This is a genomic window from Caproicibacter fermentans (genome assembly GCF_014303955.1).
In the GTDB taxonomy this organism is placed as follows: domain Bacteria; phylum Bacillota; class Clostridia; order Oscillospirales; family Acutalibacteraceae; genus Caproicibacter; species Caproicibacter fermentans.
On sequence record NZ_CP060286.1, the window covers coordinates 174,122 to 193,441 of the forward strand.

At 53.8% G+C, this 19,320-nt stretch carries 19 protein-coding genes and 1 other annotated feature; of the genes, 15 read left to right on the forward strand and 4 right to left on the reverse strand.

Annotation, left to right across the window (positions count from 1 at the left end):
- Positions 1-28: 28 nt before the first annotated feature.
- Positions 29-1,288, forward strand: a complete 1,260-nt coding sequence (gene purD / locus HCR03_RS00875) for a phosphoribosylamine--glycine ligase (protein ID WP_187036243.1) — start codon at positions 29-31, stop codon at positions 1,286-1,288.
- A gap of 116 nt (positions 1,289-1,404) precedes the next feature.
- On the opposite strand, the gene HCR03_RS00880 is transcribed toward purD, so the two are convergent.
- From HCR03_RS00880 to pheS, 4 genes are all read right to left on the reverse strand, one after another.
- Positions 1,405-1,707, reverse strand: a complete 303-nt coding sequence (locus HCR03_RS00880; protein ID WP_187036245.1) for a hypothetical protein — start codon at positions 1,705-1,707, stop codon at positions 1,405-1,407.
- 36 nt (positions 1,708-1,743) lie between these two features.
- A complete protein-coding gene (locus tag HCR03_RS00885; protein ID WP_066642453.1) occupies positions 1,744-1,989 on the reverse strand; it encodes an IreB family regulatory phosphoprotein in 246 nt (81 codons plus the stop codon).
- A gap of 66 nt (positions 1,990-2,055) precedes the next feature.
- Positions 2,056-4,434 carry a phenylalanine--tRNA ligase subunit beta gene (gene pheT, locus HCR03_RS00890; protein WP_187036247.1) on the reverse strand — a complete coding sequence of 793 codons (2,379 nt, stop codon included), beginning with the start codon at positions 4,432-4,434 and terminating at the stop codon, positions 2,056-2,058.
- Between the two features lie 12 nt (positions 4,435-4,446).
- Positions 4,447-5,466 carry a phenylalanine--tRNA ligase subunit alpha gene (gene pheS, locus HCR03_RS00895; protein WP_066642450.1) on the reverse strand — a complete coding sequence of 340 codons (1,020 nt, stop codon included), beginning with the start codon at positions 5,464-5,466 and terminating at the stop codon, positions 4,447-4,449.
- 49 nt (positions 5,467-5,515) lie between these two features.
- Positions 5,516-5,732: a binding site (T-box leader), on the reverse strand.
- 159 nt (positions 5,733-5,891) lie between these two features.
- Between pheS and HCR03_RS00900 the strand changes: the two genes are divergently transcribed.
- The 14 genes from HCR03_RS00900 to HCR03_RS00960 all read left to right on the forward strand — a co-directional run bounded on the left by HCR03_RS00900 (position 5,892) and on the right by HCR03_RS00960 (position 19,304).
- Positions 5,892-6,404, forward strand: coding sequence for a DUF6106 family protein (locus HCR03_RS00900; protein ID WP_187036250.1), 513 nt, complete (start codon positions 5,892-5,894; stop codon positions 6,402-6,404).
- A complete protein-coding gene (locus HCR03_RS00905; RefSeq protein WP_187036252.1) occupies positions 6,385-7,644 on the forward strand; it encodes an NAD(P)H-hydrate dehydratase in 1,260 nt (419 codons plus the stop codon). The genes HCR03_RS00900 and HCR03_RS00905 overlap by 20 nt, the downstream gene beginning before the upstream one ends.
- Before the next feature lie 31 nt (positions 7,645-7,675).
- Positions 7,676-8,209, forward strand: coding sequence for a hypothetical protein (locus HCR03_RS00910; RefSeq protein WP_066642440.1), 534 nt, complete (start codon positions 7,676-7,678; stop codon positions 8,207-8,209).
- 212 nt (positions 8,210-8,421) lie between these two features.
- On the forward strand, positions 8,422-8,793 hold the full coding sequence (locus tag HCR03_RS00915) for a type II toxin-antitoxin system PemK/MazF family toxin (protein ID WP_066642437.1): 372 nt from the start codon (positions 8,422-8,424) through the stop codon (positions 8,791-8,793).
- Positions 8,794-8,890: 97 nt separating this feature from the next.
- Positions 8,891-9,073: a ferritin-like domain-containing protein gene (locus HCR03_RS00920; RefSeq protein ID WP_066642434.1), complete on the forward strand. Its 183-nt coding sequence runs from the start codon at positions 8,891-8,893 to the stop codon at positions 9,071-9,073.
- 19 nt (positions 9,074-9,092) lie between these two features.
- A complete protein-coding gene (locus HCR03_RS00925) occupies positions 9,093-9,404 on the forward strand; it encodes a spore coat protein (protein ID WP_066642431.1) in 312 nt (103 codons plus the stop codon).
- Positions 9,405-9,565: 161 nt separating this feature from the next.
- Complete coding sequence (recJ, locus tag HCR03_RS00930; RefSeq protein WP_228725174.1) at positions 9,566-11,641, forward strand: single-stranded-DNA-specific exonuclease RecJ; 2,076 nt, start codon at positions 9,566-9,568, stop codon at positions 11,639-11,641.
- Positions 11,616-13,796, forward strand: coding sequence for a RelA/SpoT family protein (locus tag HCR03_RS00935; protein WP_187036255.1), 2,181 nt, complete (start codon positions 11,616-11,618; stop codon positions 13,794-13,796). The genes recJ and HCR03_RS00935 overlap by 26 nt, the downstream gene beginning before the upstream one ends.
- 30 nt (positions 13,797-13,826) lie before the next feature.
- Positions 13,827-14,474, forward strand: a complete 648-nt coding sequence (locus HCR03_RS00940; protein WP_066642422.1) for an MBL fold metallo-hydrolase — start codon at positions 13,827-13,829, stop codon at positions 14,472-14,474.
- On the forward strand, positions 14,458-14,895 hold the full coding sequence (locus HCR03_RS19590) for a hypothetical protein (protein ID WP_228725048.1): 438 nt from the start codon (positions 14,458-14,460) through the stop codon (positions 14,893-14,895). The genes HCR03_RS00940 and HCR03_RS19590 overlap by 17 nt, the downstream gene beginning before the upstream one ends.
- A complete protein-coding gene (gene hemZ, locus HCR03_RS00945; RefSeq protein ID WP_267459203.1) occupies positions 14,892-15,926 on the forward strand; it encodes a coproporphyrinogen dehydrogenase HemZ in 1,035 nt (344 codons plus the stop codon). The genes HCR03_RS19590 and hemZ overlap by 4 nt, the downstream gene beginning before the upstream one ends.
- The gene (locus HCR03_RS00950; protein ID WP_066642416.1) at positions 15,907-16,863 is read left to right on the forward strand and encodes a uridine kinase family protein; all 957 of its coding nucleotides are present in this window, start codon (positions 15,907-15,909) and stop codon (positions 16,861-16,863) included. Before hemZ ends, HCR03_RS00950 begins: the two co-directional genes overlap by 20 nt.
- Positions 16,864-16,930: 67 nt before the next feature.
- Complete coding sequence (locus HCR03_RS00955) at positions 16,931-17,296, forward strand: zinc ribbon domain-containing protein (protein WP_066642413.1); 366 nt, start codon at positions 16,931-16,933, stop codon at positions 17,294-17,296.
- Positions 17,297-17,540: 244 nt separating this feature from the next.
- Positions 17,541-19,304 carry a putative polysaccharide biosynthesis protein gene (locus tag HCR03_RS00960; RefSeq protein ID WP_187036257.1) on the forward strand — a complete coding sequence of 588 codons (1,764 nt, stop codon included), beginning with the start codon at positions 17,541-17,543 and terminating at the stop codon, positions 19,302-19,304.
- Positions 19,305-19,320: the final 16 nt, after the last annotated feature.

The following is a 19,320-nucleotide window of genomic DNA, read 5'->3' on the forward strand; positions in this document are numbered from 1 at the left end:
CCGGCTGAAAACGAAAGCGGGGAAAATCATGAAAATATTGGTGATCGGCGGCGGCGGCCGCGAGCATGTTTTAGTAAGAAAACTAAAAGAAAGCCCGAAAGCGGAAAAAATCTACTGCGCGCCGGGAAACGGCGGAATCTCCCGCGACGCCGAATGCGTCCCGATTCCCGCGATGGATATTGCGGGCGTCGTAGCCTTTTCCAAACGGAATCAGATCGATCTGGTTGTTGTCGCGCCGGATGATCCGCTTGCGGCAGGAATGGTGGACGCGCTGGAAAACGCGGGAATCCGGGCGTTCGGCCCAAAAGCGGATGCGGCGGAGATTGAAAGCAGCAAGGTGTTTTCCAAACACCTGATGAAAAAATACGGAATTCCAACGGCGGATTATGAAGTGTTCGACCAACCGGACAAGGCGCTTGAATCGATTCGTAATCGCGGAAAATTTCCCACCGTCATCAAGGCGGACGGACTGGCGCTTGGCAAGGGCGTAATCATCGCCTCCGATTTTTCAGAGGCGGAGGCGGGAATCAAGACGATTATGGAAGATAAGGTTTTCGGTTCCTCCGGAAACCGTGTGGTTGTTGAAGAATTTCTGACCGGCCCGGAGGTCTCCATCCTCGCTTTTACGGACGGAAATTGCGTTCGCCCGATGGTTTCCTCGAAAGATCACAAGCGCGCATTGGACGGAGACAAAGGCCCCAATACCGGCGGAATGGGGACAATCAGCCCGAATCCGTACTACACGCCGGAGCTTGCCGAACGCTGTATGAAAGAAATTTTCCTGCCGACGGTCCGTGCGATGAACGAAGAAGGCCGCCCGTTCAAGGGCTGCCTGTATTTTGGCCTGATGCTGACGCGGGACGGTCCGAAGGTGATTGAATACAATTCCAGGTTCGGCGACCCGGAGGCTCAGGTAGTGCTGCCGCGGCTGAGAACCGACCTTGTCGAGATTATGGAGGCCGTCGTGGATGAAAAGCTGGAACAGCAGCCGATCGAATGGAGCGACGAAGCCTGTGCATGTGTAGTCATGGCATCCGGAGGGTATCCGGTTCAATATCAAAAAGGCTTTGAAATCACCGGCCTCGATAAAAACGGGCAGGCGGAGGACGCGACGGTCTACCATGCCGGAACGTCGTATCGGGACGGGAAGTTTTACACCTGCGGCGGGCGCGTGCTCGGAGTAACGGCTCTTGGCACGGATTTGCCCCGGGCGCTGGAAAAAGCGTATCGGGCCGTGTCCGGAATTCATTTTGAGGGCGCGCACTATCGGAATGATATCGGAAAGTAAAATGCAGAATAAAGAGCCGCGCTGCTTCCTGATTTGAAAGGCAGCACGGCTCTTCCGGATGAAAGACCCGCAAAACAGCTCAGTGTTTTGCGGGCCTGTGTTTGGGCTTTTAAAATTTATTCCGCCAGCGCTCTGCTGAGCCAGACATCCGCAAGATCCATGGCCAGGTACAGACCGTTTTTTTCGCTGGTCTTTACAATCTGTTTCCGGTTCCGCACAGTCTGATCCGTCAGCATCAGCTGAATGCCGACCCGATCCGCCACGTCCAAGTCCTTGACTTTCTTCTTGCTTTTTATTTCCAGCCTGACGACATAACGGTCCTTCATGCTTCCATAATAAATCACATCTCCGCAGCGTACCAACGGTTTTCCCTTATAGGTTGGAAACTGCGGTTCCCCGTCATTTTGCTTGTCTGCCATTCGCTGTCGACCTCCTCTTCTTCATTCGTTCGGGCTTTATTCGCCCAGATAGGATTTTACCAATACCTGCAAAAGCTCGTCGCGGTCAATTCTGCGAATCAGGCTCCGCGCATTGTTGTGAGTCGTAATGTAGGTGGGGTCCTCCGAAAGAATATAACCCACAATCTGATTAATGGGGTTGTATCCTTTTTCCTTCAGAGCGTCATATACGGTTGTGAGGATTTTCTTAATGCCTTCCTCCCGGTCGCTTCCAAGTGAAAAAGTCACCGTTTTATCGAGCATAGGAACACCTCCAGTATTGTTCATCATACAACAACGTGCGATGAAATGCAAGAAATAAATTGTGAACTAGGAGCGCAGGATGGCCCCGATGTTTTCAAGCTCCTTTACGGCCCGGGTCATCGCCGCCGTAATCTGTTCTTCCGTCAGCGTGCTGTCCGGGGAACGCAGCACAATCCGGAACGCGACGCTCTTTCTGCCCTTTTCAATTTGTTCTCCACGGTATACGTCAAACAGTTCGATTCGTTCAAGCAGGGAGCCGGCACCGATACGGATAGCCTTTTCGAGAGACATAACGGGAGTTTTATCCTCACAGATTAAAGCAAGGTCTCTTGCCACGGCCGGAAATTTGGGAAGCGGACGGTAGGTTTTATCCATGCCGGCGTTTTGGAACAGAGAATCCACATCGAGCGTAAAGCTGACTGCTCTGCAATCCATCCCGTAGTTTTCCATTACTTTCGGGTGGATTTCCCCGATGATGCCCAGCGGATTGCCGCCAATGGATAAAGCGGCGCAGCGGCCGGGATGATAGGCGAATTCCTCCGTCGCGGCGGAAATGTCCCATTCTGTTACATTAAGCTTTTCCAGAAGGTCTTCTACCATACCTTTTGCGGTGAAGAAATCGGAGCCGTTCCCGTACATTCCGCAGATCAGCTCCAGTTTTTCCTCAGGCAGCTGCTCCGCCGAGGTCGGATGGTATTCCGTCGCAAGTTCGTAAAGGCACGCGGAGTCGTTCCGGTTGTTGTAATTGCGGGAGAGAATCTCCATCATAGAGGGCAGGGCGGTTGTGCGCATAATGCCGGTGTCCTCTCCGAGCGGATTTGAAATCACGATGGAATTCCGCAGCGGAGAATCCGCGGGCATCCGGATTTTATCGTAATATTTCGGGCTGATAAAGGAATACGTCATGATTTCGCTTGCCCCGAGCGCCAACATGGTGTCGCCGATCAGCTTTTCAAATTTCTGCCCGGCGGTGTATTTGCCTTGGGCGCCTCCGCTGAGCGAGGTGGAGGCAATTTTATCGTAGCCGTAGAAACGCGCGATTTCTTCCGCAATATCGGCTTTATGAACCAGGTCGGGCCGGAAGGAAGGAACCAGAATTTCGTCGCCGTCAAATTCGCAGTCCAGCTTGGAAAGGATTGTTTTCATTTTCTCGGCGCTGAGGGATATGTCGAGAAAACGGTTGGTCCAGTCCGGCTCAAGGCGAATTCTGCGGCGCTCGGGGGAGAAATGGCTGTCTTTCAGAATGCCGTCGGTCACGTCTCCCGCATCCAGCAGTTCCACCAGCTCGCACGCGCGGTCGAGCGCCGGAATGCAGTTGTTGGGGTCCAGCCCTTTTTCATACAGGGAGGAAGCATCCGTGCGCATGCCGAGGTCGCGCGCGGTTGTGCGGACCGATGGGCCCTTGAAGCAAGCTGATTCGAAGACGATCGTCGTGGTGCCGTCCACAATTTCGCTGTTTTCGCCGCCCATCACGCCCGCAACGGCAATGGCCCGGTTTTCATCCGCAATCACAAGATTCTTTTCACGCAGCGTGCGGGGGGTGCCGTCCAGCGTCATGATTTTTTCACCTTCCTTGGCCCGGCGCACGGTGATTTTATGTCCCTGAATAAACCGGTAATCAAACGAGTGCATCGGCTGGCCGTATTCCAGCATGACGTAGTTTGTAATATCGACGATGTTATTGATCGGGCGCACGCCCATCGCACGGAGACGTTCGCGCAGCCAGCGCGGTGAGGGCTTGACCCTGACGTTTTTCACAACCCGCGCGGAATACATGGGACAAAGGTCCGGCGCTTCCACCGAAACGCTTATCATCTCAGCGCCGGAACCGTGTCCGCCTTTGACGGCGGGGGTGTGAAGCTTCAGCGGCTTATGAAACGTTGCGGCGGCTTCTCGGGCAAGGCCGATGACAGAGAAACAGTCCGGCCGGTTGGAGGTGATTTCGAATTCCACGACGGTGTCGTCAAGACCGATCGCCTCCTGAATCGGCTGACCCGGACGGCAGTCCTCCCGAATGACAAAGATTCCGTCTTCAATCGCATATGGAAAATCATGTTTGGTTAACCCGAGTTCTGAAAGGGAGCAGAGCATGCCGTTGCTTTCCAGCCCGCGCAGCTTGCCTTTTTTAATCTTCTTGCCGCCCGGCAGACACGAATTGTGAAGCGCGGCAGGCACCAGATCGCCGACCTTCAGGTTCTGCGCTCCTGTAATAATCTGAAGCGGTTCACCGCTGCCGACGTCGGTCATGGTAATCCACATGTGGTCGGAATCCGGGTGACGTTCCAGAGAAAGAACCTTTCCGACAACGACGTTTTGAATTTCGTCGCCCTCTTTCCGCCAGCTTTCAACTTTGGAGCCGCTCATAGTCATCGCTTCCGTGAAAGAGCGGATCGGCATATCAGGAAGCTCTACAAACTCCTTGAGCCATTTCATTGACAAATCCATTCCAATTCCCCCTTAAAACTGATTCAGGAATCTAACGTCGTTTTCAAAAAAGAGACGCATGTCGTCCACCTTGTATTTGCGCATGACAAGGCGCTCCAGCCCCATGCCGAACGCAAAGCCGCTGTACTCTTCCGGGTCGATGCCGCAGTTTGAGAGTACCTTCGGGTGAACCATGCCGCAGCCAAGAATCTCAATCCAGCCCTCTCCCTTGCACAGGCGGCAGCCCTCGCCGTGGCAGTGAAAGCACTGCACGTCGACTTCTGCGGAAGGCTCCGTGAACGGGAAGTGGTGCGGACGGAACCGCACGACGGAATTTTCGCCGTACATCCGACGGATGAGAGTTTCCAGCGTGCCCTTCAGGTTTGCAAAGGTAATCCCTTGATCGACGACCAGTCCCTCAATTTGATGGAACAGCGGGGAATGGGTCGCGTCGACGGCATCGGAGCGATAGACGCGGCCGGGGGAGATAATCCGGATGGGCGGCTTCTGCTTTTCCATCGTGCGCACCTGAACGGGTGAAGTCTGCGTCCGCAGGACAATGTTGTCGTTGATGTAAAACGTGTCCTGCGTATCGCGCGCGGGGTGGTCTTTCGGAATATTCAGAGCTTCAAAATTATAATAGTCGAATTCCACTTCCGGACCGCTGACAATGTCGAATCCCATTCCGATAAAAATTTCCTTGATTTCATTCAGCTCCAGATTCAGCGGGTGAGGGTGGCCGAGCTTGTGGCGCCTGCCCGGCAGGGTGATGTCGATCTCCTCTGCTTTCAGCCGAAGCGCGGTTTCTGCCTCGTGAAGTTCTTTCGCACGGTCCGTAAGCTCCTTTTCAATCAGCGTGCGAAGCTCGTTCGCGAACTGCCCGATGACAGGCCGTTCCTGTTCCGAAAGATTTTTCATCTGTTTTAAAATTGCGGTCAATTCACCCTTTTTTCCAAGATATTTAATTCGCAGGCTTTCAAGGCTTTGGCGGTCCTGCGCCTGTTTCAGCTCCGTTTCCGCCTTTTTGCGCAGAAGCTCCAGCTGTTCTTTCATTTCGGCTTCATCCTTTCTTTCGGTGAAAAATAAAAAACGCTTTCCTCCCGCAAGGGACGAAAGCGCAAAGCTCCGTGGTACCACCCTGTATTTGTACTCTGACAGCCTGCTAACGGTGCCGCCCGTTGCGGCCTACTGCGAATGGTTCAGCCGCACCGCTCCAAAGGGAACTTCGCCAGTCTTATCCGCAAACGTGCTTTCAGCCGGTGACACGTTCTCTCTGCGCGGAAGAAAAGAAAGGTTACTTCCTTTATCACAGCGTTTGATTTCTGTAAGACATAATATAACACGAATGTTGTCCGAATGCAAGAAAAATATCCGCAGAAGCCGGCTTAAGCAGGAATTCGAGGAAAATGGAGGGCATTCATTGTAAAGAATTCATCCCTGTGCTAAAATAAGGGAAAAGAATTGTCAGGGGGAGAAGAATGGACATTTTTGTGGAGCAGCTGATTAAAAAGAAATTCGGGATAAAAGACTATTTGTTTATTTTCGGAATTATTGTGCTTGGAATCATCCTTGTGCTTTTATCCGTGATCATTCTGCCGCCGATCGCTATCTTGGTTCTGGCCGGGGTTTGCTACGGCGCCTATTATCTGATCACATCGCGGAGCTTAGAATTTGAATACAGCGTGACGAACGGTGATATCACGGTCGATAAAATTATTTATCAACGGAAACGGAAACGGGTCATTTCCGTGGATGCCCATACGGTGGAGGAAATGGGAAAATATGATGCGCAGAAGCTGCGTGAAAAGAGTTTTGCTTCCCGTATTGTCGCATCAGAACGGGAAGACGGTTCCGGCGCATGGTATTTCTGTGCCCGGGATTCCAAGTTGGGGAATGTTCTGGTCGTTTTCAGCCCGGATGAAAAAACGCTGACGGCAATTCGGCCTTTCTTGCCGAGGCAGGTGGCGAGAGATGCTTTTGATCGGTACTGATCTGGTTGAAATCGCCAGAATCAGAAAATCCATGCGGAATCCTTTGTTCTGCGCGAGAATTCTTGGGAAATCGGAGTATGAGCAGCTCGCCCGGCGGGGTTTTCCGGCTCAAAGTGTCGCCGCCAGCTTCTGCGCGAAAGAAGCGTTTTCAAAAGCGGTCGGAACGGGCCTGAGCGGATTTTGCCTGCGGGAGGCGGAGCTTCTTCGCGAACCGAACGGCAAGCCGAGGCTTCAACTGACGGGGAAGGCGGCTCATCTGGCTGAAAATATGCGCTTCTCCGTCAGCGTGACACATACCGCTGAAACAGCCGCCGCCACGGTGGTCGGCTGGAATGAAAAATCAGAGATGCAGATTTCGGAGGAGCGGGACGTACCGGAGGGAAGAAGAATACTTCTGAATATGCTGAAGCCGCGCGGGCCGGAGAGCAATAAGGGCTGCTACGGGCGCCTTTTATGCGTCTGCGGCAGCGAAGGAATGGCGGGCGCGGCGGCGATGAGCACACTGTCCGCGCTCCGGTGCGGCACCGGAATTGTGGAGACGGCCCTGCCGCGTTCCATCTATCCGATTGTCGCTTCCCTTGCTCCGGAAGCGGTGTTTACGCTGCTTGACGCCTCGCCGGGCGGAGATTTGGCGGACCGGGACCTGGAATCACTGGATTCGGCGTTGTCCCGGGCGAGCGCGTGCCTTGTCGGCTGCGGCCTGGGGAAAAGCCCTTTTGCAAGAAGAACGGTTTCGAGAGTTCTTCAAACGGCGGATGTTCCGCTTGTCCTTGACGCAGACGGAATAAATATTGTGTCGGAGCATATAGATGAACTGAAAACAGTCCGCGCTCCGCTCGTGCTGACACCGCACCCCGGCGAAATGGCGCGTCTTCTGAGGACTACCCCGGAAGAGGTTCAGAAAAACCGGGAACTGTTCGCCCGTTCGTTTGCACGGGATTTGGGGGTTATTCTGGTCTTGAAAGGCTTTGAAACCCTGGTCGTTTCCCCTCAGGGAAAGCTGTATCGGAATACGACAGGAAATCCCGGGATGGCCAAGGGCGGAAGCGGCGATGTGCTGGCGGGTATGATCGCGTCCTTTGCGGCGCAAGGGGTCGACCTGTTTTCCGCGGCTGCCGGCGCGGTGTATCTGCACGGCCTTGCCGGGGACCGCTGCGCGGGGACTTTGTCCCAATGCGCCATGCTGCCGACCGACCTGATCGGAAAGCTGCCGGAGTTGTTTTTGGAATTAGGGCGGTAGCTGCGTTCCGCCCGCTTTTTGGGGGGTGCCTTTGCGCCGGAATATGATCGCAGCAGCCGCCGCGCTGTGCCTGCTGCTGGGCGGCTGCGCAAAGTCCAGAATCGGTGTCGAGGATCTGGACTTTCAACTTGATTGTAAAGCGAACGTGCATTATTCGGGGGGCAGCGTCACATGCTCTTTTCAGCGCTTGGGTCCGGAAAACGCAGCGCTGGAGATTCTTTCGGGCGGGCCGGAGGGACTTTGCTGGAACTGGAACGGCGACGGATTCACAGCAACGTTTCAGGGGCTTGCCGCGGGCGGCAAGGATTGCGTGCTTCCGCAGGATTCTTTCGCGGCCGTGATGGTACATACGCTTGATCAGGCGGAAAAGCCGGGCTCCCTGATTCCGACCCATGACAATGAGTTTTCCGGAAACGCGGGGTATGATTACACGCTGACGGCTGACCCTGAGACCGGAAAAATAAAGACGCTCAGCGTGCCGGACTGCAATGTTACGGTGGATTTTTACGATTACGCGGAAAAAACGATTGAAGTGGACTTGAATCTTGCCCCTGAACCTGATTGATAAAATTAAATCACAAAAAACCGTTGAAATTTTCGACGGTTTTATTTTTTGGGGTTTGACCTGATGAGTACGGCGACCGCTACTGTCAACAAAGGTACTCCGTTAATATTATATAACAGGCTCCGCAGAACGAATAAATCTTTCAAAGAATGTCAATACTATTCGCGGAAATCCAAAATCTGCTATATCATTTATTTTCGGAGTGTGAAAAAATGAATATTCGAAGAGGCGATATCTATTATGCCGATCTCAGTCCGGTGGTAGGGTCCGAGCAGGGCGGAGTGCGGCCGGTACTGATCATACAGAATAATATCGGGAACAGGTTCAGCCCGACCGTGATTGCCGCCGCAATCACCAGTCAGCGCTCAAAAGCGAATCTGCCTACGCACATCATGCTCAATGCCAGTACGACCGGACTTGCAAAGGATTCAATCGTGCTGCTCGAGCAGGTGCGGACAATCGATAAGCACAGACTGAAAGAACGTATGGGACGTCTTGACAACAAGGCGATGTTAATGGTGGATCAGGCCTTGTCTATCAGCTTCGGCCTCAACGAACAGGAACCGGTGCGGCAGGCTACATAGACCGCCTGATTTACGAAAGACAACGTCCGGCAACGTATAAAATATTGATTCTGCCGGATACTAAAAACACAATTTTTAAAAAGGAGTGTGTTTTTAGATGATCTCTGAAAAAGAGCTTTCGGCAATTGAAGATCAGCTCGCTCACGAGCATGTCTTGATTACAAAGTACAACGCGTACTCACAGATGTGCTCCGACCAGGAGCTAAAGCAGAAATGCAGTTCGATTGCGCAGAAGCACCAGTGCCATTTCGACAAGCTAATGGGATTTTTAAATTCTTAAAAAGGGAGGAACATTCAGGATGAATTTCAATCAGAATCCGGGCCAGGTCAGCGGTACTCAGGTCAGCAGCCCCATGGGGGAAAGAGAACTCATGGATGATGCGCTGGCTTCTCAGAAATATATGACGGACACCTACAACACTTACACGAATGAATGTGTTACGCAAAATGTCAGGGACGAATTTATGAATATTCTTTCCGAAGAACATCAGATTCAGTCCGAGGTTTTTGACACCATGAAAAAGCGCGGCTGGTACAATGTTCCCGACGCCCAGCAGCAGAAAATTCAACAGGCAAAACAGAAATTCCAGAGTCAGAGTTCTCAGGGCTGACCTGGTTGAATCGGGGGGGACGGACAAATATGTCCGCCCTCTTCTTTTTTATCTTCTGACTGCCGTGACCGGCGTTTCCAAACTTGCCGGAAAGAAAAAGTTGAATAAATGCTTTCGGAATGCTAAAATAATCAGATATGGGGCAGGTGTGGCGATTGAGTGTGAAAAAATGGCGGATTCGTCGCTGCGACGAGTCCGCCGCTTCCCAAATTGCAGAAGAGATGAAAATACCGCGTTCCGTTGCCGCACTTCTGGCGGCGCGGGGCATGACGGATGAATTCCGGAAGCCTTCCGGCGTATCCTTTTCCGACCCCTTTTTGCTGCCGGATATGGAGAAGGCGGCGGAACGGATCACCAGCGCTTTGGACGGCTTTGAGAAGATCGCCGTTTACGGCGATTACGACGCGGACGGCGTTACCGCCACTGCGATGCTGTACTCTTACCTGGAATCCTGCGGGGGGAATGTGATCTATTACATTCCGGAGCGGGAAGGAGAGGGCTACGGACTGAATATGGGGGCGGTCGACACGCTGCACGAGCAGGGAGTCGATCTGATTGTCACCGTGGACAACGGAATTTCCAGTGTGGATGAAATCGCCTATGCGAACAGTCTTGGAATCGATACGGTTGTTACGGACCACCATCACCCGCGGGAGGTTTTACCTCCCGCCTGCGCGGTGGTGGATGCCTGCCGCGCGGACAGCGGCGCGCCTTACCACGATTTTGCGGGAGTCGGCGTCGCGTTTAAACTGATTCAGGCCTTGGAGGGTCCGGATGGCGATCTGGAATCGCTGCTTGAAAATTACGGCGATCTTATCGCGATCGGAACCATCGGGGACATTGTTCCGCTGACAGGGGAAAACAGGGCGCTTGTCTCAACGGGGCTGAGTTACCTGCCCAGAACGGATCGCCCCGGCCTCAGGGCTTTGCTGGAGCAGACCGGCTTGGAAAACAGGGAGCTTTCCGCCGGACAGGTTGCTTTTATTCTGGTTCCGCGCATTAACGCGGCGGGGCGGATGGAGTCTCCGGATCAGGCCGTCCGTCTTCTGATTTCGGAATCTCAGGAGGAGGCGGCGTTCCTTGCCGGCAAAATCAGTGAAGACAACAATTATCGGCGCGACGTTGAAAACGAAATTCTGGAAAAAGTAGAGGAATGCTTCCGCCGGGAACCGGCTCTGCTTTACGACCGCGTTCTCGTGGTGGACGGGGAAGACTGGCACCATGGCGTGATCGGAATCGTAGCGGCAAGGATTGTGGACCGTTTCGGGAAACCGTGCATTGTTATTTCGCGTTCGAAAAACGAGGCGCGCGGCTCCGGCAGAAGCGTGGAAGGCTTTTCCCTGTTTGACGCCGTGTATTCCTGCCGCGATCTTCTGACACGGTTCGGCGGCCATCCGATGGCTGCGGGGCTTTCCCTGCCGCCGGGTCAAATCGGCGAATTCCGCGCCCGTATCAACGCATTCGCGGCAGGACTCGGGCAGCCGATGCCGGCGCCGGTACTCTCCATCGACTGCCTGCTGACGCCGAGGGAGCTGTCGCTGGAAATCACGCAGGCCATGCGGTATCTGGAACCGTTCGGAACCGGGAACCCGGAACCGGTATTCGGACTGAAAGGTGTGACAATCACCGATATTACACCGGTCGGCGGAGGCAAGCATCTGCGAGTCAGTGTCAGCGGGGATTCCCGCACGGTTCGCTGTATGAGATTCCGAACGACTCTGGAGGAATTCAGTTATCGCTGCGGCGACAGGGTCGATCTGGCTGTTACCCTTCAGGAACGGGAATACGCGGGCAGAACTCTCTTGTCGATTGTCATCCGCGACATGAAGCTTTCGGGCATGGACATGGACGGAGTGATTTTGGGCCAGAGCCTTTACGATCAGTTCCGCCGGGGCGAGCCGCTTTCCTCGGAGGAAGCCGCCCGGATGAAACCGAAACGCGAGGAGTTTGCGAGCATTTACCGGGCGCTGAGGGGAGAAAACGGGTATTCCGGTACGCCGGAGCTTTTGCTTCCCCGCATTCCCGGGTCGGCGCCGGGCATGGAAAAGCTGTTGACGGCGCTGGATGTTTTTGCGGAACGGGGATTAATTCGTCTGGAAAGAGACGCCGATACATACCGGGTTAAGCTGATCCCGCAGAACGGAAAAATCAATCTGAAGGATTCTGAAATCATTCGTTCTCTGGAGTTATTTGAAAAGGCAGGTGAGCAGGATGGCATGGCCGCTGAAGACCTTTGACGATTTGTTGTCTCTGATTCGTGCGAGCGAGCGCGAGTATAATCTGGATGTCATTACCCGCGCGTATTGGCTGGCGGAAAGCTCACACAGGGACCAGAAGCGTCTCTCCGGATCACCGTATATTTCCCACCCGGTCGCGGTGGCCTGCATCCTGGTTGAACTTGGCATGGATTCGGAATCCGTCGCGGCGGGACTGCTTCACGATGTTGTGGAAGACACTCCCATCAGCCTGGACCAGATCAAAAAGGATTTCGGAGCTGAAATTGCCGGGCTGACGGACGGCGTGACAAAGCTGGGGCGCATTCCATATTCCTCCCGCGAGGTGCAGCAGGCCGAAAATCTGCGCAAGATGCTGATTGCGATGAGCGAGGATATCCGCGTCATCATCGTCAAGCTTGCGGACCGGCTGCACAATATGAGAACCATTGAGTTTATGCCGCCGCAGAAACAGCGGGACAAGGCTCTCGAAAATATGGAGGTCTACGCCCCGATCGCGCACCGTCTTGGAATCCGGGCAATGAAGGAAGAACTGGAAGACCTTTCGCTGCGGATTCTGGATCCGATGGCTTATCAGGAAATTGAAAGCGGATTGGAACTGCGCTCCGGCGAACGGACTAAGTTTATTGAATCGACAAAGAAAAAGATTTTCGAGCGCGTATCCACCATCATTCCGAATGTGTATCTGGAAGGCCGTGTAAAAAGCATCAACGGCATTTACCGCAAAATGTTTGTCCAGGGGAAAACCATGGATGAAATTTATGACATTTACGCGGTTCGGGTCATTGTCGACACGGTTAACGACTGCTATAACGTGCTTGGCGTTATTCACGATATGTTCCGCCCGATTCCGAACCGGTTTAAGGATTACATTTCGACGCCGAAACCAAATATGTACCAGTCCCTGCACACGACCGTCATCGGCTCGGAAGGAATTCCGTTTGAAGTGCAGATCCGCACCTGGGAAATGCACCATACTGCGGAATACGGGATTGCGGCGCACTGGAAGTATAAGCTGGGGCTTTCCGCCAAAGGGCAGGATCAGTTTGAAAAGCGCCTTTCGTGGATTCGCCAGATGCTGGATAACGAAAAGGACAGCGAAGACGCGACCGATCTGGTGCGGATGATCAAATCCGACCTGGTTCCGGAGGAGGTGTTTGTCTTCACGCCGCGCGGCGACGTGATCAGCCTTCCGGCCGGCGCAACCGTCATTGATTTTGCCTATGCGATTCACAGCGCCGTCGGAAACCGCATGACGGGCGCCAAAGTCGACAAGAGGATCGTTCCGATTGATTACCGGGTAAAAACGGGTGAAATCATCGAGGTCCTGACCAGCAAGGAAGCGCACGGGCCGAGCCGAGACTGGCTGAAGATTGTTCAGACCAGCGAGGCGCGCAATAAAATCCGCACATGGTTCAAGCATGAAAGACGGGATGAAAATATTGCGGAAGGTAAATCAGAGCTGGACCGGGAACTGAGACGGAACAATATTGTTCTGTCCGAGGAAGAGCTTGCAAATGTTCTGGAAAAGATCGGTCCCCGGCACAACTGTCATTCAGTGGAGGATGTTTATGCCGCCATCGGTTACGGGGGAGTGCAGATCTGGAAGATCCTTCCAAAGCTGCGGGAGACCTCCCAGAAAGAACGGCAGGCTTCTGTGCCGGCCGCTCCTGCTGCCGAAAAGCCCCAAAGGCCCGTCAGCCATGCGAACGCGGGCATTATTGTAGAGGGAATGGACAACTGCCTGATTAAGATTTCCCGCTGCTGCAATCCCCTGCCCGGGGACGAAATCATCGGTTTTATCACCCGGGGGTTCGGGGTTTCCGTTCATAAGCGGAGCTGCTCCAATGTGCCGAGGGACCTGACCGAGGCGGCTGAGCCGGAACGGTGGGTTCATGTCCACTGGGCGGGCGAGGTAAAGGAAGAATTCAAATCCACCCTTGAAATAACGGCGGAGGACCGCTCCGGGCTGCTGGTTGATATTACGCAGCAGCTGTTCAATATGCACCTTTTCATCCATTCGCTGAATTCCCGTGAATTAAAAGACAGCAAGGCCGTCATTTCCGCGACCATTACCATCAACGGGCTGGATCAGCTGAGGAATATCATCGACCGCCTTTCCAAAATAAAAGGAGTCTTAACCGTACGCCGTCCGTAGCCGGACCGTTTTCCCACAAGGAGGAATACAATGAAAGTAACCAGAATTACCGGTGGGCCTCTTCCGACAAACTGCTATTTGCTCACGGACAACCGAACGGGACTGACCGCCGTGATCGACCCCGGATTTGAAAGCGAGGACCTGACCGAAAGCGTTCTTGCGGCAGGACAGGACAAAGTTCAGGCCATTTTGCTGACGCATGCACACTTTGACCACATCACCGGTGTTGCAAAGGTAAAGGAATTAACCGGAGCGAAGGTGTATCTGCATTCGGATGAACTCATGTTTGTTTCCGATCCTTCGCTGAACGCATCGGGAATTTTTTACGGTGCGCAGGTTCAGCAGTTCCGAGTCGATTATCCGATGGGCGATGGGGACGAGATTGAACTTGGGGAACTGAAAATCCGAGTGATTCACACGCCCGGCCACACCACGGGCGGGTGCTGCTTCCTTGTGGAAGACGCTCTTTTTACCGGCGATACACTGATGAAGCTGAGCTGCGGCAGGACGGATTTTCCGACCGGCAGCTACCATCAGATGATGGATTCTCTCCGCAAGCTTGCCAAATTGCCGGGGGATTTTCATGTTTACCCCGGCCACGGTCCGGAAAGCACGCTGGAATATGAACGGAAAAACAATTCTTTTCTGGGGATGGACGCGCATGACCCTTTGTATTGACGGACACGAATTTCAATATGAGATGGAAAACCTGTGCCGCGTTTTTTTCCCGGATCAGAAGATTATCTCCGCAGTAAAACCGGGTGACGGAACGGATGTGTATACCGGCGCCGAGCCTTGCGCCGAAGGGCTGCGGATCAGGGTACGGACGAAGCTGAACGGGTCCGAACGGGAAGCCGAAGAACTGCTTTCCGCAAAAGAAGCGTCCGATCCTCGAGAAGTGGAACGGTGCTTGGGAGTGCTGCTGTACCGGTTGCTGTCGTCCGCCTGCGGTTTTCGCCCCCGGTGGGGAATCCTGACCGGAGTCAGGCCGGTCAAGCTTTTTGCCCGCCTTGCCGAAAGCGTGGGAGAAGAGAATGCCGTCGGGTATTTTGAAAAAAACTGCTGGTTTCGCCCGAAAAAGCGGAATTGTGCCGTATGACGAGCCAAAACCAGAAGGAAATCCTTTCCATCCCGAGCCCCCGTTCTTTCAGCCTGTATATTTCGGTTCCGTTTTGCCCCACACGATGCGCGTACTGTTCTTTTGTATCAACTACGGTGGAAAAGGCGTTCCGTCTTGTCCCGGATTATGTGAAGCTTTTATGCGAGGAGCTGCGACGCACGGCGGAATTGGCAGCTGAACTGGGACTGATTTGCCATTCCGTCTATGTGGGCGGGGGGACGCCGACAACCCTGTCCGCCGAACAGCTTCGGCTGGTGCTGGATACGGTCGGAGACAGTTTTGACCTTTCCCGTTGCAGGGAATTCACGGTGGAAGCCGGCCGGCCGGACACTGTGACGGAAGAAAAGCTCCGTGCGCTTCTGGAAAGCGGAACGACCCGGATCAGCATCAACCCTCAGACGTTGAACGACGAGGTGCTTCGGGCAATCGGCCGGGCGCACACGACGGAGCAAACGTATGATGCTTACGCGCTCGCCAGAAAATGCGGGTTCGGCAATATCAATATGGATTTGATCGCGGGGCTGCCGAAGGACAGCACGGAAAGCTTTCGAAAAACTCTGGACGGCGTCGTGAAATTGGGCCCGGAGAATATTACCGTGCACACGCTTGCCCTGAAACGCGCGGCAAAGCTGTCGCTGGATCCGTCCGGGCCTTACAGCGGTGATGCAAAGACTGCCCAGAACATGCTGACTTATGCGGATTCGGCCCTGCTGAAAAGCGGCTATCTGCCGTATTATCTTTATCGGCAGAGCCGCATGGTGGGCAATCTTGAAAACACCGGCTGGTCAAAGACGGGGTTTGAAGGATACTACAACGTTTTCATCATGGAAGAGAAAGAAACGATTCTGGCCTGTGGAGCGGGCGCGGTTTCCAAACTGTTTGACCCGTTGTCGGATCGCCTGGAGAGAATCTTTAACTTCAAATATCCTTATGAATATATCAGCCGTTTTTCGGAAATGCTGACAAGGAAAGATAGGGTGAAGGAATTTTATGACGGCCTTGCGGACTGATTTTATCGAGTATCAGAACAGCGTCCTGCAGATTAATCAGGCGGTTAGGCATGATCCTTCGGCGTTTGTAGCCGCGGCTGAAAAGGCGTATCAGGACAGCCTGATTAAAATCGCCGACAGTCTTGTGAACGAAGATCCGCCGTGCCGGCTGGTCATGCTGGCTGGGCCGTCCGCGAGCGGCAAAACGACAACCGCGCACCGGCTGGCGGAAATACTCCGGGAAAAGGGCACGGGCGCGGAAATCATCTCCCTGGACGACTTTTACCGAGGGGAGCATCAGGCGCCGGTGCTGCCGGACGGAAGCCATGACTACGAAAGCGTGGAAGCGCTGAATGTTCCGGAAATTATGCAATGTCTTGGGGAACTGATTACAAACGGGCGCTGCAATATGCCGGTCTTTGATTTTTCCATTCATCTGCCGTACCCGCATCGTCGTCAGGTCGTGCTGGAAAACCGCGAAATCGCAATCGTGGAGGGAATACACGCGCTGAATCCCGTCCTGCTCGGCGGTCTGCCGTCCGAACATATCAGGAGAATTTATATCAGTGTGAAACAGGGTATCCGCGACGACGGAGGCGAGCTGCTCGGGCCGAATGAAATGCGCCTTGTGCGCAGGATCGTTCGGGACCGCAACTTCCGCAATGCACCGCCATGGATGACACTCGGCATGTGGGACAACGTAATGAACGGGGAGCGCAAATACATCAAACCGTTCCGTGCTTCCGCCGATTACACAATTAATTCCTACCATGCGCACGAACCGTGCGTGCTGAAAGACCAGGCCGTCGCCCTCCTACATACCGTACCGGGGGAGGACCCCGGCTGTCAGACCGCGCAAACGCTGCTGAACGCGCTGGAGCGGTTTGAACCGGTCGACAGCTGTCTTGTGCCCAAAGATTCGATCCTGCGGGAATTTATCGGCGGCGGTATTTATTAGTGTGCATGGTTGCATTTGCAATCCATCCGGTGGTATAATATAACAAATGAAAAAGAGGTGTGCTGTTATGGGACTGTTTGAAGATGTCGTAGTCAATGCCAGAACGGCAGTAAACGTCGTTGGGAAAAAGGCGAGTCAGATTGTCGATGTTTCCAAGCTGAGAATCAGCGCGGCAGATTTAAATAATGAGATTTCCAAAAGGTTTGAGGCAATCGGCCGCACGGTTTACGAAGCAAAGAAAACCGGCAATGATACGTCCGATTTAATTGCCGAGAGCGTCACGGCGATCGACGATCTTTACGAGCAGCTGGACGCAGTCAATGACCAACTGTCTGCGGCGCGTGCGAAACTGGTCTGTAAAAACTGCGGGCAGGAAAACACTCAGGGCTCGGTTTATTGCAGCAAATGCGGCCATAAGCTGTCAAACGACTAAACTTAGCAACAGAAGAGGGAAATATTTGAGCTGCCGCTGAATGAAAACGGCAGCTCCTTTCCCTGCGATGCTTTAAAGGACCCGGGTTCGGCTGCCTTTTGCGGCGGTTGGCCGACCAGTTCGGGCCGGAGGGTGCTAAACCCTCTTTTTTTATTTTCATAGGCTCTTGAAACCCGCAGTATAATATCTTATAGTTTATTTGTTTGTTAAGTAAGTGACCGATCTTGGAAACGGATGTGTTGCAATGGAACATAGGAGAGCCTCCGCTGTTAAGCGGCAGAGTTTTCTTCACGGAGCCCTGATCCTGATGGTGGCGATGGCCATCGAGCGGATCATCGGCGCGTTGTTTAAGCTCCCTTTGACCTGGATTCTCACCCCGACCGGAAACGGCTATTTTTCCAACGCCTATTCTCTTTACGCTCCGCTATACAGCCTGGCAACGGCGGGCTTCCCGATCGCGATTTCACGGCTTGTTTCGGAAAACACGGTGCGCGGGCGGTTCCGCGACGTGCGGCAGATTCATCGGGCGTCCATTCGCATTTTTCTGGTTCTCGGACTTTTGTCGTTTTCCATCATGTTCTTCGGTGCGAGACCCTACGCCAACTTTGTGCTCAGCGGAAATCCGGACAACGCACTGCCGGCGATCTATGTGCTGGCGCCCGCGGTTTTCTTTACCAGCATGATGTCGATTTACCGCGGGTACTACGAGGGTCTTCGCAACATGTACCCGACCGCCATTTCTGAGGTCATCGAGGCGCTGTGCAAGCTGATTTTCGGGCTTTCCGCCGCAGCCTTCATCGTCTGGAAAGGGATGCGGGAGTACGCCGCGGCCGGAACGGTGTTCGGCGCCGCGGTCAAATCGGAAGAATACGCGAAGCTCGCCACGCTGCCGTATGCCGCCGCGGGCGCGATTTTCGGCGTTACGCTCGGCGGAATGATCGGTTTTCTGTTTCTCTGGTCCTATCACCGCATCAACGGAGACGGCATTTCCCGCGAGATGCTGATGCGCTCCCCAAGGCCAAGGCCGATGCGGGTGACTTCCTCTCAGCTGATCCGCACGGCGATTCCGGTTGCTCTCGGCTCTCTCGCGGTGAACCTCTCCACCTTGGTGGACAGCACGTTCCTGCAGATGAGAATCAAGGATATTATGGACAGCAGCCCGGATGTTCTGCTCAACATGTACCGGGGAATTATTCCCCAGTCGGATATCCAGCTGAATCTGGTTCCGTCTTTTTTGTTCGGCTGTTTCAGCAATGCGACGCTTCTGTTCATGCTGGTGCCCGGAATTACACAGGCGCTTGGAGTCAGCGCGCTGCCCAACGTAACGGCTGCTTGGACGCAGGGAGACCCGAAACGGATCAAACACAGCGTTGAATCCGTTCTGCGCATGGTGACGCTGATTGCGTTTCCGGCCGGCATCGGGCTCTCGATGCTCTCCACGCCGATTGCCCGACTGATGTTCCGGGCACAGAACGCGCCGGAGATTACGGGTAAAATTCTGATTGTCCTTGGACTCGCCGCGATTTTTGCTTCCATCAGCACCCCGATCAACAGTATGCTGCAGGCAATCGGCCGGGTTGATCTTCCGGTAAAACTGCTGGTTGTCGGGCTGGTGATTAAAATCGTCCTGAACTATACTCTGGTCGGAATTCCCGAAATCAATGTCATGGGCGCCGGTACCGGCACCCTGGTCTGCTATTTTCTGATCACCTTCCTTGCCCTGTATTTTCTGATTCGGGAAACAAAGGTAATGCCGAATCTGTTTGCGATTTTTGTCAAGCCGCTGCTGGCGTCCGCCATCAGCGTCGGGGCCGCCTGGGCACTTCAGAAATTCGCGGCGAAGATCATTTCCGCGGACTTCGCAACCATCCTTGCAATCCTGACCGCCGCGTTTCTTTATCTTTTCCTGATCCTTTGGTTCCGCGCGCTGAACCGGCAGGATATTATAATGCTGCCAAAGGGACAAAAAATTGTGAAAATACTTGAAAAACGTCATTGGATAAGGTAGAATAAAAGCGGGTTTC

Bases quoted from the DNA above. Each gene is read 5' to 3' on its own strand.
- HCR03_RS00900 (WP_187036250.1), top strand. From the start codon at position 5,892: ATGGACATTTTTGTGGAGCAGCTGATTAAAAAGAAATTCGGGATAAAA.
- HCR03_RS00925 (WP_066642431.1), top strand. From the start codon at position 9,093: ATGAATTTCAATCAGAATCCGGGCCAGGTCAGCGGTACTCAGGTCAGC.
- HCR03_RS00880 (WP_187036245.1), bottom strand. From the start codon at position 1,707: ATGGCAGACAAGCAAAATGACGGGGAACCGCAGTTTCCAACCTATAAG.
- HCR03_RS00915 (WP_066642437.1), top strand. From the start codon at position 8,422: ATGAATATTCGAAGAGGCGATATCTATTATGCCGATCTCAGTCCGGTG.
- HCR03_RS00955 (WP_066642413.1), top strand. From the start codon at position 16,931: ATGGGACTGTTTGAAGATGTCGTAGTCAATGCCAGAACGGCAGTAAAC.
- HCR03_RS00960 (WP_187036257.1), top strand. From the start codon at position 17,541: ATGGAACATAGGAGAGCCTCCGCTGTTAAGCGGCAGAGTTTTCTTCAC.
- HCR03_RS00920 (WP_066642434.1), top strand. From the start codon at position 8,891: ATGATCTCTGAAAAAGAGCTTTCGGCAATTGAAGATCAGCTCGCTCAC.
- HCR03_RS00940 (WP_066642422.1), top strand. From the start codon at position 13,827: ATGAAAGTAACCAGAATTACCGGTGGGCCTCTTCCGACAAACTGCTAT.
- HCR03_RS00950 (WP_066642416.1), top strand. From the start codon at position 15,907: ATGACGGCCTTGCGGACTGATTTTATCGAGTATCAGAACAGCGTCCTG.
- purD (WP_187036243.1), top strand. From the start codon at position 29: ATGAAAATATTGGTGATCGGCGGCGGCGGCCGCGAGCATGTTTTAGTA.
- hemZ (WP_267459203.1), top strand. From the start codon at position 14,892: ATGACGAGCCAAAACCAGAAGGAAATCCTTTCCATCCCGAGCCCCCGT.
- HCR03_RS00885 (WP_066642453.1), bottom strand. From the start codon at position 1,989: ATGCTCGATAAAACGGTGACTTTTTCACTTGGAAGCGACCGGGAGGAA.
- HCR03_RS00905 (WP_187036252.1), top strand. From the start codon at position 6,385: ATGCTTTTGATCGGTACTGATCTGGTTGAAATCGCCAGAATCAGAAAA.
- HCR03_RS19590 (WP_228725048.1), top strand. From the start codon at position 14,458: ATGACCCTTTGTATTGACGGACACGAATTTCAATATGAGATGGAAAAC.
- pheS (WP_066642450.1), bottom strand. From the start codon at position 5,466: ATGAAAGAACAGCTGGAGCTTCTGCGCAAAAAGGCGGAAACGGAGCTG.
- pheT (WP_187036247.1), bottom strand. From the start codon at position 4,434: ATGGATTTGTCAATGAAATGGCTCAAGGAGTTTGTAGAGCTTCCTGAT.
- HCR03_RS00935 (WP_187036255.1), top strand. From the start codon at position 11,616: ATGGCATGGCCGCTGAAGACCTTTGACGATTTGTTGTCTCTGATTCGT.